13 protein-coding genes are annotated in these 13,723 nt (G+C 40.0%); 7 read left to right on the forward strand and 6 right to left on the reverse strand.

From position 1 onward, the window contains the following. Positions 1-8: 8 nt before the first annotated feature. Genes thrC through MLAB_RS07535 form a run of 3 tightly spaced genes read right to left on the reverse strand, consistent with a single transcriptional unit; the run spans position 9 to position 3,500 of the window. Positions 9-1,208, reverse strand: coding sequence for a threonine synthase (gene thrC, locus MLAB_RS07525; RefSeq protein WP_011833789.1), 1,200 nt, complete (start codon positions 1,206-1,208; stop codon positions 9-11). A 32-nt stretch (positions 1,209-1,240) separates the two neighbouring features. Further along, positions 1,241-2,011, reverse strand: a complete 771-nt coding sequence (locus MLAB_RS07530) for a metal-dependent hydrolase (RefSeq protein WP_011833790.1) — start codon at positions 2,009-2,011, stop codon at positions 1,241-1,243. A gap of 43 nt (positions 2,012-2,054) precedes the next feature. Continuing rightward, a complete protein-coding gene (locus tag MLAB_RS07535) occupies positions 2,055-3,500 on the reverse strand; it encodes a flippase (RefSeq protein ID WP_187146113.1) in 1,446 nt (481 codons plus the stop codon). 207 nt (positions 3,501-3,707) lie between these two features. Here MLAB_RS07535 and rfbF point away from each other — a divergent pair, with 207 nt between their 5' ends. From rfbF to MLAB_RS07565, 6 genes are read left to right on the forward strand one after another with little or no spacing between them, the layout of a single operon-like run. Further along, the gene (gene rfbF / locus MLAB_RS07540; RefSeq protein WP_011833792.1) at positions 3,708-4,487 is read left to right on the forward strand and encodes a glucose-1-phosphate cytidylyltransferase; all 780 of its coding nucleotides are present in this window, start codon (positions 3,708-3,710) and stop codon (positions 4,485-4,487) included. Beyond that, a complete protein-coding gene (gene rfbG / locus MLAB_RS07545; protein WP_011833793.1) occupies positions 4,484-5,569 on the forward strand; it encodes a CDP-glucose 4,6-dehydratase in 1,086 nt (361 codons plus the stop codon). Before rfbF ends, rfbG begins: the two co-directional genes overlap by 4 nt. A gap of 1 nt (position 5,570) precedes the next feature. Then, the gene (gene rfbC / locus MLAB_RS07550; protein WP_011833794.1) at positions 5,571-6,152 is read left to right on the forward strand and encodes a dTDP-4-dehydrorhamnose 3,5-epimerase; all 582 of its coding nucleotides are present in this window, start codon (positions 5,571-5,573) and stop codon (positions 6,150-6,152) included. Further along, on the forward strand, positions 6,149-6,997 hold the full coding sequence (locus tag MLAB_RS07555) for an NAD-dependent epimerase/dehydratase family protein (RefSeq protein WP_011833795.1): 849 nt from the start codon (positions 6,149-6,151) through the stop codon (positions 6,995-6,997). The genes rfbC and MLAB_RS07555 overlap by 4 nt, the downstream gene beginning before the upstream one ends. After that, on the forward strand, positions 6,990-8,114 hold the full coding sequence (locus MLAB_RS07560) for a glycosyltransferase family 2 protein (protein WP_048062102.1): 1,125 nt from the start codon (positions 6,990-6,992) through the stop codon (positions 8,112-8,114). Before MLAB_RS07555 ends, MLAB_RS07560 begins: the two co-directional genes overlap by 8 nt. Positions 8,115-8,118: 4 nt before the next feature. Next, positions 8,119-9,159 carry a glycosyltransferase family 2 protein gene (locus MLAB_RS07565; protein WP_011833797.1) on the forward strand — a complete coding sequence of 347 codons (1,041 nt, stop codon included), beginning with the start codon at positions 8,119-8,121 and terminating at the stop codon, positions 9,157-9,159. A gap of 55 nt (positions 9,160-9,214) precedes the next feature. On the opposite strand, the gene MLAB_RS07570 is transcribed toward MLAB_RS07565, so the two are convergent. The 3 genes from MLAB_RS07570 to MLAB_RS07580 form a co-directional block, all read right to left on the reverse strand. Beyond that, positions 9,215-10,354 (reverse strand): acyltransferase, encoded by a 1,140-nt coding sequence (locus tag MLAB_RS07570; RefSeq protein WP_011833798.1) that lies wholly within the window; start codon positions 10,352-10,354, stop codon positions 9,215-9,217. 93 nt (positions 10,355-10,447) lie between these two features. After that, positions 10,448-11,260 (reverse strand): SP_1767 family glycosyltransferase, encoded by an 813-nt coding sequence (locus MLAB_RS07575; RefSeq protein ID WP_048062298.1) that lies wholly within the window; start codon positions 11,258-11,260, stop codon positions 10,448-10,450. A gap of 336 nt (positions 11,261-11,596) precedes the next feature. Beyond that, positions 11,597-12,289: a methyltransferase domain-containing protein gene (locus MLAB_RS07580; protein WP_342606843.1), complete on the reverse strand. Its 693-nt coding sequence runs from the start codon at positions 12,287-12,289 to the stop codon at positions 11,597-11,599. Between the two features lie 278 nt (positions 12,290-12,567). Between MLAB_RS07580 and MLAB_RS07585 the strand changes: the two genes are divergently transcribed. Continuing rightward, on the forward strand, positions 12,568-13,722 hold the full coding sequence (locus tag MLAB_RS07585) for a glycosyltransferase family 2 protein (RefSeq protein ID WP_011833800.1): 1,155 nt from the start codon (positions 12,568-12,570) through the stop codon (positions 13,720-13,722). Position 13,723: the final 1 nt, after the last annotated feature.

Raw genomic sequence — 13,723 nt, forward strand, 5'->3', positions numbered from 1 at the left:
AAGGATGCTTACAATACAGCAAGCAGTGCTTCGATGGTTGGGTCGATCTCGATTGGCGGGGCGCATTGTTTAATTACAGTTTCAGGGTCTTTCAGCAGGTGGCCGGTCACGACACATACGATCTTTTCATCCTTGTCGAGAAGTCCCATCTCCGCCATCTTGCGGATACCTGCAACTGAGGCTGCAGATGCAGGTTCAACACCGATACCTTCGTATCTGGCGAGATCGCGCTGCATAGCAAGAATCTCGGCATCGGTCACTGACTCTGCAGTTCCGCCGGTCTCGCGAATTGCACGCAGAGCTTTTTCTGCATTCACCGGAGCTCCGATACGAATTGCGGAGGCAACCGTTTCAGGGTTCTGCTCAACAACAACTTCCGGAAGCTGACCTTTGATTGCGGCTACGACTGGAGCCGCGCCCTCGGCCTGAATTGCTGTCATTTTTGGAAGGCGGTCAATGTATCCGATCTCTTTCCACTCGCATAATCCTTTGTAGACGGCAGATATGTTTCCGGCATTTCCTACCGGCAGAACAATTCTGTCCGGAACGCAGCCAAGCTGATCGACTACTTCGAACCCAATCGTTTTCTGTCCTTCAAGACGATATGGGTTGATGGAGTTTAAGAGATAAATTCCATGGGAAATACAGAGTTCATGCACCATCTCAAGGGCGCGGTCAAAGTTACCCCGAATCGAAATGACCTTTGCTCCATGCATAAGTGCCTGGGCAACTTTGCCAAGAGCAACATGGCCGGCGGGCAGTAAAACAACTGCCGGCATATTTGCTTTTGCTGCATAAACCGCCATCGATGCCGAGGTATTTCCAGTGGACGCGCAGGCAACGATATTTTTGCCGAGCTGTTTTGCCATAGAAACACCAAGGGTCATACCGCGGTCTTTGAATGATCCTGACGGGTTCATACCCTCGTGCTTTGCATACAGATTGGTCAGACCCAGCTCTTCCCCAAGTCTTTTCAGGTGATACAAAGGCGTACCTCCTTCCTGAAGGGTGACCGGCTCAATCTGGACTGGAAGGAACTCTTTGTAGCGCCAGAGGGAGATAGGACGCTGTAATATTTCTTCGTGAGTAATCGTGATCTTGCTCAGATCATACTTAACTGCAAGCAGGTGGCCGCATTTCTCACAATTATACACAATGGCGTCAGGCGGATACTCAGCGCCGCAGTGTACACAGACGAGTTTATACATGGTTATGTATTTGACTCTTCAGGATTAGAAGCTTATTCCCGAACCTCTTTTCTTGCCGGTACACCTGATGCTTTCAGGAAGATGACCCATAGAACAATTGGAACCATGAGCGTTGTCGGATAAGACCATATTGCGGGTATTAATCCAGATATGAACAGAACCCCAAGAATGAAAGCGGCTATTAGCAGGACAACGGCAAATATTTTTGGACGCGGATCGGTACCGTCTCCCTTGACTTTTCCACGCAGGCGACTAAAACAGAAGGGATAGAAATAATGGATCCCGGAATTATCGCAGGTATCTTCAAGTAAATGCAGGAAACAACCCAGAAGAAAACCCGAGCCGAACACAAATATGAGGGAGTTGTTGTATAAAGGAGAGAGATATGGAACAAATGAAAGTGCTAAGCATATGAGCCAAAGGTAAACTGTAACGAGAATTGAGATTAATAAAATACCAATCGGTGAGTGAGGGAGTTCACGATGTCCATTAATAGCATATATTTTTTTACCGAGAATTATCCGGAAAAGAAATTGAAGCGGTTTGTAGCAGGTATAATAGAGGGCATAGCCAAAAACCGGCGTGAGATGGAATTTTCTGCCGCGGGCACCTGGAATCTCAGAATGATATATTGCGGCTTCCTTTCCTTTATCGATATCCGGGGCGAGAGAACCAAAGAAAGCGCCTAATATGAGAATCAGCACTGCTGGGATGGATTCCAAGGTGAAGAGAGATGGAGTTAGGGGGGCAAGAACAACAAGCATTGTTGCCATGGTGAGAATGATATGGGTTATACCTTTCATTTATTGGTGAATTATTTATCTTATAGAGAGATAATACGAGAGGTTACAGCCATTTTGGCCAGGGGAGGCCGAAAGTTGTAACCATGCCGGCAATTTCATCACGGATGCCGCGATCTAGTTTGAAGAGAAGAAGGACGTAGATGAAGGCACCGATGAAGACCGGAACAAGGGTGACGATGATGTTGTCAAGAGGGACGAATTGTATGTAGATGAAGACAAAGAGAGCCATGACGAGAGACGCGATGATTATATGGGCTATTGGGATGAGCTCGATCCGGATGATGATGTAACGTTTGAGGAAGTGAGCCAGTAAGAAAGCATTCAGGAAGAAACTAATTACAGTGGAGACGGCTGCCCCATTAATCCCAAAGATCGGAATTAGGGTTACATTCAGAGCAATGTTGAGGAGAGCAGCGATTCCGGCGGCATAGAATGCCTGACGGGCATGATCCGATGCGGTAAGCGCAACGCCGAGAAGCAGTGTGAACACTGAGATAATCTGCATAATAAAGAGAATCGAACATACTGTAGAACCAGCGGCGAAATCAGCCCCGTAGAAGAAATATAGCAATCGTTCTGAAAGAAGGATTCCACCAAAAGCAACAGGAATGGCCAATAGTAGAGAGAAAGTTATTCCACGGGTGATTACTGGAGCAATTTTATCCATATGATTATTTGCACTCCAGTGACTTATTTTCGGGGTGAGAGTCCCGGCGATAGCGGCACAAATAAAGGTGGATATTGAAGTGAATTGAAAGGCAGTCCGGTACACGCCGACATCACCGTTGGTCATAAAATAACCGATGAAAATCGTATCGGCATAGGCAAAAACGATGGATCCAGTCCCAATCAGGAAAATCCAGAATCCATAAGTTGCAAGACTACTGATATGATGAAAACTGAATTTTGCAGGTTTGAAGGTGAAATATTTCAGACAGAGAATGCCAGAAATAATGATGCAGACGATGAATCCTCCACATAACCCATATATGGAAAATCCAAGAAGGACTGCAACGACCTGAATAAGAATGCGGAAAAAATCACTTATCCCGACGGCAACATTATTTACTCCCACATGTCCCAGACCGTAGACACCATATGTTATTGTGTGTCCGAAAAATGAGGCAACAAGAGCAGCTATGATCCATGGGATAAGGTCATATCCCTGAAGATCAACGAAAAATGGGCTGAGAACTAACAGAAGAAGCGTGGATACAATAATAAGAAGGGCACGAAGCGTGGCATAAGCAGTGAGATATTCATTCTGCTCTTTTCCTTCAGATATTCGCTTAAGAGCTGCTTGTCCAAATCCTCCATCTCCGATCATGTTGAATATGCCGTAATAAGCGAGGAAAAGATAGTAGACTCCCATCAGATCTTTTCCAAGAAGGTGGGAGAAGAGCATGGTCGATATGAATCCAAAAAGGGTGATACCTATTGTCGATAATAAATAGAGAGTACTCTGACGTTGTATTGCAGGAACACGCATGATATTGGATATAAAAGGAATGGGCATATGGTAATGAGTGATTATTTTCTAATATATTTGCACATAAAGATGAAATAACTATACTATTGTATTTTATGGAGAGAAAATGAATCTGTCCAGTCTATGCCTGAAATTATTGCAGGCTCATAAGTGTATCTATAAACCAGCAACTGTTATAATATAAAGAAACCAATTACACGTTCATCAATGAAAGTCCTCATCCTAGCCGGCGGTATGGGCACACGCCTTGCCGAAGAAACCAGTATAATCCCAAAACCCATGGTCGAGATCGGCGGGCACCCGATCCTCTGGCACATCATGAAGATCTACTCTCACTACGGATATACTGACTTCATCATTCTTCTTGGATACAAAGGTTATATCATCAAAGAATTTTTTGCGAACTACTTCCTGCATAGAAGCGATGTCACCTTCGATTTGGAAAAAAATCAGATGACCATACATGAACAGCACTGCGAACCCTGGAGGGTAACCTTGATTGATACAGGCTTGAATACCATGACAGGAGGACGTGTTCTTCGCGCCAAAAAATATGTCGGAAACGAACCATTCATGCTTACCTATGGCGACGGGGTCTCTGATGTGAATATCAAAAAACTCGTCGAGTTCCATAATGCTCACGGCAAACTTGCCACCATGACCTCTGTCCAGCCGGAAGGACGATTCGGCGCTCTCGTCTCCAAACCCGACGGGCAGATCACATCCTTCATGGAAAAACCGGCAGGCGATGGAGCATGGATCAACGCAGGATTCTTTGTCCTTCAACCTGAAGTCTTTGATTACATCAAAGAGGGAGACGCTACGATATTTGAACGTTCTCCCCTTGAAAAGCTCGCAAAAGACGGAGAATTATACACCTACAAACACAACAGCTTCTGGAAATGCATGGATACGCTCCGTGACAAACAGCAGCTGCAGGAAGTCTGGGACGAAGGACACGCACCTTGGAAAGGCTGGGATGAATGATTTTTGACGCATTTAACGGGAAAACTGTCCTCGTAACAGGTCACACTGGATTCAAAGGCTCATGGCTGTGTCTCTGGCTCGCACAACTGGGCGCAGAAGTGCATGGCTTCTCTCTCCCGCCAAACACAGAACCAAACCATTACACTGCGGCCCACATCTCCGAACTCCTGAAATCGGAACAGTTGGGTGACATCAGAGACCAAAGCACGCTAACGAAGTACATCCAAAGCGTACAGCCGGACTGCATATTCCATCTGGCAGCGCAGCCGCTCGTCAGAAAATCATATGCCAACCCCGTAGATACATTCGATACAAACGTTATGGGCAGCATCTATCTGATGGATGCGGTGCGAAGTCTGGGTAAACCATGTTCGGTAGTGATGATCACAAGCGACAAATGCTATGAGAACGTGGGAAAAGCCGAGGGCTATGTCGAGACCGATCCGATGGGCGGTCATGATCCCTACAGCGCAAGCAAAGGCTGCGCCGAACTCGCCGTTGCTTCATACCGCCGCTCCTTTTTCCCGCCTGCAGATGTCGCAAAGCATGGAGTGATGATCGCCTCGGTTCGGGCAGGTAATGTTGTCGGCGGCGGAGACTGGGCAGAGGACAGGATTATTCCTGACGCCGTGCGTGCAGTTACCACGGAAAAATCTCTGGAGATCAGGAGTCCTAACGCCGTCCGCCCCTGGCAGCACGTGCTGGAGCCGCTCTCCGGATATATGCTTCTTGCGGCAAAGATGATGGAGACGAATGCAGCTGTTTATGCTGACGGCTGGAACTTTGGCCCGAAAGAGAACAGCCCCGCAGTCACGGTCGCCGAAATCATCGACAGCTTCTATAATGTATGGCGAAAAGGAAAAGCAGAATATGATACAGAGACGAAGCATCTGCATGAAGCTGCGTTCCTGACGCTCTCCTCAAAGAAAGCTGAGAGCGTTCTTGGCTGGAAACAGCAGTGGGACGTCAATGAGACGATGAAGAAAACTGCCGAATGGTATAAGAATTTTTATGCCGGAGCAGATGCCAGAGAACTCAGTCTGGCAGATATCACCGCCTATATGAATCACCTGGAGTATTGAGATGGGAAAATTAACGATCATCGAAACACCGCTGAAAGGCTTATACATCGTAGAAACGAACGCGTTCATAGATCACCGGGGCGCATTTGCCCGCTGGTTCTGTGAAGAGGAACTGGCGGCAGTCCTCGGGAAGCGTCACATCAAAAACGTGAACTTTTCGAGAACGGTGAAGAAAGGTTCCATCAGAGGGATGCATTTCCAGAAGCCGCCACATGCGGAGATGAAACTTGTGCGGTGTATCCGGGGAAGGATTCTGGATGTGGTCGTGGACATCCGAGCGGGATCCCCGACATTTCTGCAGCACTACTCTGTGGAGTTGTCAGCAGAGAATATGAAGATGTTTGCAGTTCCGGAAGGGTTTGCCCATGGTTTTCAGTCTCTTGAAGATGATTCTGAGATCATGTATCTGGTGACGGAGTTTTATTCGCCGGAAAGCGAAGCCGGACTTCGGTTCAGTGATCCGGCGCTGAAGATCGAGTGGCCGCTTCCGGTCATGGATATTTCTGAAAAGGATGGAAAACATCCGCTGGTGAATGATAATTTTGTCGGCTTTGATGTTTCGATGTACGGGGAGCAGGTATGAAAATCCTGGTAACCGGCTCCACCGGATTCGTTGGACGCCACGTCGTTCAATGGCTTGTCGATCATGGATATGAGGATGTGGTTGCCACAGGAACATCTGTTGAAAAAGCAAAAGAGTTCCCGTGGTTTTCGAAAGTCAAGTTTATTCCCTGTGATTATTTCGCTGAAGATATCAATTATCACAAGTTCTTCGACCGCCCGGATCTTCTGATCCATCTTGCATGGAAAAATCTTCCAAATTATATGGAACGCTTTCATATGGAAGAGAATCTTCCAGTCGAGATGCGGTTTCTGCGGTCATTTGCCGCATCAAATATGACAAAGATCGCAGCTATTGGAACCTGTTATGAGTATGGTGTCGTGAACGGCTGTATTTCTGAAGATCATCCAACGAACCCAAATACCATATACGCAGCCGCCAAGGACACACTTCGCAGATATCTTGCATTTCTGGGGGCAGAGTCAGGCATTTCCTGGAACTGGATCAGACTGTTTTTCCTGTATGGGGAGGGACAGAGCCCAAAATCGCTTCTTCCGCAACTGGATGCGGCGATCGCACGCGGAGATCCGGATTTTCCGATGTCAGGCGGGGAGCAGCTGAGAGATTATCTTCCTGTGGAAAAAGTGGCTGAGTATATCTGCAGGATCGCTTTGTCTAAAGAGAGCGGAGTCGTGAACTGCTGCTCGGGCGCGATGATTTCCGTGCGGCGTCTGGTCGAGGAACGGGTTGCTGCAAGCGGCTCATCGATCCGGCTGAAGACTGGGGTGTATGGCTATCCTGCGTATGAAGGGATGGCATTTTGGGGGGATAATACCCAGCTCCGTGAGGTGATCGGTGATGCGTGAGCCTGATTTTGTGGATGAATGTTATGCGGACAAGGATCTGAGTCTGCTGAAGAAGCTAACACTGGTGATCCCGACATATAATCGCAATTATTATCTTTCGCGATGTCTTTGGTATCATGCTCACTTCCCCTTTGGGGAAATCATTGTCGCCGATTCTTCACCTGAGGAAAAAAAGGTGGTGAACCGGGAGACTGTGGCGAAAGTGCGGGAGATGTTCGGGGCTAATGTGAGGTATCTGGCGTATGAACCGGAGACTGAGAAGTATGGAGGGGATATTTATAGAAAATGGGGAGATGCGGTGCAGCATGTGGAGACGGAATATTCACAAATTTGTACAGATAAGGAGTTCCAAATTGTAACTACCCTTTGTAAATGTATACACTACCTCGAATCTCATTTGGATTACACGGTGGCAGGGGGAGGTCGTTATCATCTTGAATTCAGACAGAAGCGGTCTTATACCTTAACTTCGTTTGCTGGCACCATAGTGGATAAGGATGGATGGAAACGATTGCAACAGTTTATTTCATCATCTGGCTTCACCTTATTATCCATTCATCGATCTAAAAAACATAAAGAGATTTATTTGAATATGATTTGTAATAATCAAGATGATTTGCGATTTGGGGAGGTTTATCTTGATTTGTTGGATGTGATTTTCGGAAAAATTTATAATATATTAGATTTAGCAATTACTTATCGGGATCAATTAACTTTCAATCAGACAAACTCTTTTTCTCAAAAAAATCAGGAATCTTCCTCATTTCGTTATCAAGTCATTTGGGCATATCCAAATTCTGAATTTGATTCCAAATGGACAGATTTTAAGAATGGAATCAGAGAATCTCTCTTTCAAGAATTTCCAGACGATCTTTGTGACATTGAACATAATCTTGAACCATTACTTCAGCATTGGCTAAATATAAGACTCACCCGTCCAAATCCAATTCGTAAACCATTGAGAATAATCTACCAAATATGTCCAGATTCATTGAAATTATTTTTCCAAAAAGTATTTATCCAGAGACTAAATCCAAAAAAATATTTCCCAATTGATGAAAATAATCCCGAAGTTAAATTAATCTGTCAAATAATTGAAACATTTCAGTGGGTTTGATTGAATGAACAGTGAAGTTCCATTAATCAGTGTAATTGTTCCGGTTTACAATGTTGAACCCTATTTGAAAACATGTATTGACTCCATCTTGAAACAGACATATAGAAATCTGGAAATTATTCTAGTTGCTTCTACCTCAATAGATAATTCGGTAGTAATTTGTGATTCATATCTTCAGGTAGATTCCCGTTTACAGGTACTCCATACTGAGCCACAAGGCCTATCTGCGGCCCGAAATATAGGTGTTAGCATGGCATCGGGAACGTATTTGTGTTTTGTCGATTCTGATGACTTCATCTCTCAAAATTTTGTAGAGACGCTTTATGGGCTTAGCCAAAAATATGATGCGGACATAGTGCAATGCAATTTCTTGGAGATATCGGAAAATGCAACATATAGTATCTGTGAATCGTGTACTTCTATATTTAATGATGCTCTAGAGATACATATCTACTCAAATGTTGATATGTGTGCCAATTTATATAATGATTTGGCTGATTCATCAACTGCTTCGTGGACCAAGCTTTATCGGAAAGAGTTATTTATGAATGTCAAATACCCAATTGGGAAAATTCATGAAGACGAAGGTACATCATATAAACTATTTTACCTTGCGAAGAGAGTGGCAGTTACTTCATTAAAATTGTATTACTATAGATCTAACCCACTAAGTTTAACAAGAGCAACATATACTCTCAAAAAACAAGATAGCCTGCAATTTTCTGAGGAGCAAATGGATTTTTTTAGAGAGGGGGGATATGATAAATTATATGCTCTTGCATTAAAAAAATATATGATATCTCTCTCTGAACATATACTTTTAACCAAGGTATACCTCTCTAAAAAGGAAAGAAATGATACTGAGCTCGAAATCAAATATAAAGCAATATATAAAATAGCAGCAAAGAATCTATATTTACCAATATATGACAAATGGAAGATTACGCTTATACATACATTAGCAAAATTGGGGAGTATGACACCACAACTAACACAACATATCCTATTTCTAAGAAGATTATGCCTTCAAATAAAAATAAAATAGAAAATATTTCCATTTAATAAAGAGTAGCCATAAGATAGACAGAATATTATTTAATCTACCCTATAACATATTTACTCCATGGAAATTTATGTAAAATATGTATAATAATAACACTAAGCAAGAGGGTTAAGCTAAACATCAAAGGATAATAAAGGACATCCGTAGCCCCCAGGTTAAGTACCACACTGAAAGTTCGACCTAAGATACCCTGAATTAATGGATGAATCAAGTAAATCCCAAATGAATACGTTCCAATTATTGAGAGAATATTACATGTTCCTGCATGAACAAGTACTGTACTAATAATAAATAATACAATAAATGTCAAAACATATGCAAAAGGTTGAATAATAGTATAGGGAATAAAATAATTTGGAGGTATTAAGAGATAAGTTCCATATTTTTTTAGACCTAATATTAAGCCATAACTTGATAGGGCCGTAAGGAGAGATATGAGAGTCAATAATAACCCATACAATGATATCCGATGACTTGTTAGATTAGTAATCCATTTTTCCATAAAAAATAATTTTATTTGAACATAATGTTTGCACACAGACATTCCAAGTGCGAAATAAAATATCTGACAAAATAACACCTTATTCATCATATACATCTCATTGCCAAACAGCGATACTGTGAAAAATGAACTAACTATATTCCATCCTATCTGAAGAAAAAAGGCCACCAACAAAAATACCCATTCAAAATCACGAGAAGCTAATACTGCATATATTTTCTCTAGTAATGGATAGAATAAATACAATTCAATTATTATTAAAAAGAACCATAGATGAAAATATCCACCTGCAAAAAGAAAAGCGGATACTATTTCCAATATGGATGGATAAACCGGTACATTTCCATAGACAAGGGCATACCCAAGAGGAAGATAAAATAAGTAAATTGTTGTAAATATTAAATATGGTGGGATTATTCGTAAAAATCGATTTTTATAAAAATGTTTCAATGAATACTTACCATTATACTTTAAATAGAGAACAAAACCAGAAATAAATATAAACAGTGGTACAGCAAACTGCGAAAAAACATCGATTACTATATTCGTAATTACTAGCGAGTCAATATATGGGACATCGGTAAATGCAGCAGTAGTGTGAATGGCAATAACTGCTAATATTGCAAATCCACGTAAAAAATCGATTTCCAGAATATGCTTCCCACCACTAACCATGATTATTCACAAAATTAAAGGATATCTTCATTAATAATTTTCCAATCTTATATCTCAAATATCCCTATAATATATTCATAATGTACAACTCTATTAGTTCACACCTGAAATGTCCATAAGAATTTGAGAATTATAGGAGACATCCTGACACTCAACAATATTCTCCAGATCGACAATATCTGCATAGTGCTTGTTATTATTCATACGTTTTTTCCACTCAACATTATGTAGGTACCATTCATATTCAGAATCAATATGTCCAATATCCAAAACGTGATATCCTAATTTCCACATATCATAACCAAGAACCTTTGCGCATGGCCCTAATGATAATAAAATTAATTTTTCTTTATTTATAGTTAATGCATTATCTAAGATTGTTTGATATTTATCGTAAGCATTTGAAGACGGACAAATAATGCGCTCAATCATTTTTGCACCATCGAATAAATCATTTCCAACCCCCATACGGGTATATTTACCCTCAATTATAACAATTTCTTTGTTATACCACAAAGATTTTATTTGTTCAAAATAACTTCCAACATATTTTCTTTCCTTTTTATTAAAACAAATATATGGTCGAAACACAAGTGCATCGCCATACAGATACTCTGAATCTATATATGAATTATATAAATCATAATATTCTTCACGATGAGTGATCCAATAATATTCCGCCTCAATATCAAAAGATTTTAAACTACCAAATATATTCGGGATAGAGATTAATAGGGTTGCGTCTCTTGTATTCAACACCACCTTCATTTTTTCCGAGAGGGAGAGAGATTCACTTTGAAATCCAATATCATTTCTAGCAATAATATTCATCTCCCCATCACCAAAACGTATAATGGAGGTATTATTTCCTTTTTTTAATATATCTAATGTTTCAGATATAGTCATGATATTGATATTATGATATATACGGAGTTGTTTACCTATAATAAACAAAAAAACTACATATAGTAAATATCTGAAATAAAAAAAAGGTTTTCGGATATAATTTGGAGCTTCATTAATCATATTTTATAATCTGACTTCAATCTATTTATATTTCATATAATTATTTGTATATTGATTATTTTTATATATGACGCCGCACTATTAACCATCCTCATTACAAAACACCCATGATTCCAATTTAACTTAATTCATTATTTATACCGACATATTAAAGATAATGAAGAGAATATGTAAGAAGTTATACAATATAATCATGATCTACAATTAAATTTAATCTTATTTATGATTAATACGACAATAAATTTCTGAAATTTTATCTGTTAAAGAGTTTCTAGGAACTAATATATAGTCCTTTCTGACTCGATTCCTACAAAGACTTTCCATCATAAATGGGAGAGGCGAATAATCATCTTCATATTCACTAGGATTTATATTATAATCTATCATTTTTGATTGTTCAAGGTATAATATTGCATTGTTTGCATACCAAGGTTCTATACCATTTAGTTCATTGGTTGTTTGAACATTTTTAAATAAGGTACGAATGCAACTTACTGGAAGATATCCTTCATTCTTAAATAGATTAATCCAATATAGAATTTTCTTTTCATTAATATGATTGACTCCACCCTGAAATGGGATTGCTGCAGAAAATAAAATTGCATCAGAAAGACAGGTAAGATCGTGTACAAAACTCTCACTACGTGCTTCTGTTAGATGTTCCGCAACTTCCAAAGAAATAGCTAAATCAAATTTTTCTCTCATCCCAAATACATCAATTGTAATCCGATCTTCAAGATTAAATGGAATAAATTCATTTTCATTTATATATAAACTTTTTTTATCAACATAATATCCATCAATCCCGAGAACATCACAATTATACATATTTTTGAAGACAGATAGCCAGGTTCCTAAACCACACCCTACGTCAACCACACTTTGTGGATAAAATATCCCAAATAATATTGGATTAGAGCCTGCGCACTTTTAAGAGAACCATTTCTCTGATTATTATAAAATGCGTGCGTGTAATACTTAGTTTTGAATTTAAACATTACTATTACTATAATCATGGGTGAGATAAATTAGTTATTGTTATCAGAGTATACCCACTATTTCAGAAAATTAAAATAGAAACTATTATCAAGATCATACATCAGCAACTAATATTTATAAAACAATATCATTGAATCATCATACCGATATTGATAATATATAATAAGATTAGAATGTAAGATGAAACGATGAGTATTACACATCATAGATACCCTCTCAAAAACAATAGACAATTAAATCAATTATCCCTTATAATACCAACATATAATAGACCCTTCTATTTGAGCAGATGCTTATGGTATCTATCTCAGTCTCCATATAATGAAATCATCGTTGCAGATTCATCAGATGAAAAAATAAATATTAAAAATAAAAAAACCATAAATACACTTCAAAATAAATATGATGTTAATATAACTTATCTATCATATCCCCCCGAAATAGAACCATATGGCGGCGATATCTATCGTAAATGGGCTGATTCTTTGAAACATGTTAATACCAAATACAGTGTGTTTTGTACGGACAAAGAATTCCTCATCCCATCGACATTATGCAAATGTATTGAATACCTAGAGACGCACAAAGATTGCGATGTTGCTGAAGGAAATTACTATTACATTGAATCCCCATCTGCAGGAAAATACCGTACACGTGCAATGTATCCAACCAAATGCTCACTTCTGCAAACGGATGCAGTAGCCAGACTGAATGCAGCAAAGACCGGAAAGAACATCTCAAGTAATCAGATGGCATTACGGAGGAGCGATTTCCATAAAAAATTGTATAAAACGCTAACCGATGAAAAAATTAATGACATCCGGTTTGGCGAGTTTAGCTTGGAATTTTTATCGATAATCCGATCCAAATCAATATACCTAGATTTGCCATTCCGGTATCGGGATATTTGTAATCTAACGCCATCCGGAATATTGCAGAAACAAGAGTCAAGTTCTCTACGATATCCTACTCTTGACACCTATATTTCCGAAGGGATATATGATTACTATTACGCACGTTTTTTGAACAGTATGTCCAATGAGATCGCAAAAAACAGTTCATATGACAGAGAACAATCCAGAACCTTTGCAAATGAGATATTGCCTCAGATAATCCGAATGAGGGGATTTTATGGAAATACCAAACTTACTGAAGCTCCACTTTGGTACCTTTGGCGTCACACTCCAACTTGTATTAAGGATTTTGCAGGACGTATTGTTCCAAAACAATATCTGGATTACTCATCAGATTTCCCAGACGAAGCAAAACCAATACTATCGCTGATTGAAACAACAAAGCATCTCTATGCTACGGATACACCAGTTTGTAATGGAGATATGTGAT

This window comes from Methanocorpusculum labreanum Z (assembly GCF_000015765.1).
Lineage (GTDB): Archaea > Halobacteriota > Methanomicrobia > Methanomicrobiales > Methanocorpusculaceae > Methanocorpusculum > Methanocorpusculum labreanum.

Excerpts from the sequence above, each read along its gene's own strand:
- thrC (WP_011833789.1), bottom strand. The coding sequence starts at position 1,208 with ATGTATAAACTCGTCTGTGTACACTGCGGCGCTGAGTATCCGCCTGAC.
- MLAB_RS07530 (WP_011833790.1), bottom strand. The coding sequence starts at position 2,011 with ATGAAAGGTATAACCCATATCATTCTCACCATGGCAACAATGCTTGTT.
- MLAB_RS07535 (WP_187146113.1), bottom strand. The coding sequence starts at position 3,500 with ATGCGTGTTCCTGCAATACAACGTCAGAGTACTCTCTATTTATTATCG.
- rfbF (WP_011833792.1), top strand. The coding sequence starts at position 3,708 with ATGAAAGTCCTCATCCTAGCCGGCGGTATGGGCACACGCCTTGCCGAA.
- rfbG (WP_011833793.1), top strand. The coding sequence starts at position 4,484 with ATGATTTTTGACGCATTTAACGGGAAAACTGTCCTCGTAACAGGTCAC.
- rfbC (WP_011833794.1), top strand. The coding sequence starts at position 5,571 with ATGGGAAAATTAACGATCATCGAAACACCGCTGAAAGGCTTATACATC.
- MLAB_RS07555 (WP_011833795.1), top strand. The coding sequence starts at position 6,149 with ATGAAAATCCTGGTAACCGGCTCCACCGGATTCGTTGGACGCCACGTC.
- MLAB_RS07560 (WP_048062102.1), top strand. The coding sequence starts at position 6,990 with ATGCGTGAGCCTGATTTTGTGGATGAATGTTATGCGGACAAGGATCTG.
- MLAB_RS07565 (WP_011833797.1), top strand. The coding sequence starts at position 8,119 with ATGAACAGTGAAGTTCCATTAATCAGTGTAATTGTTCCGGTTTACAAT.
- MLAB_RS07570 (WP_011833798.1), bottom strand. The coding sequence starts at position 10,354 with ATGGTTAGTGGTGGGAAGCATATTCTGGAAATCGATTTTTTACGTGGA.
- MLAB_RS07575 (WP_048062298.1), bottom strand. The coding sequence starts at position 11,260 with ATGACTATATCTGAAACATTAGATATATTAAAAAAAGGAAATAATACC.
- MLAB_RS07585 (WP_011833800.1), top strand. The coding sequence starts at position 12,568 with ATGAGTATTACACATCATAGATACCCTCTCAAAAACAATAGACAATTA.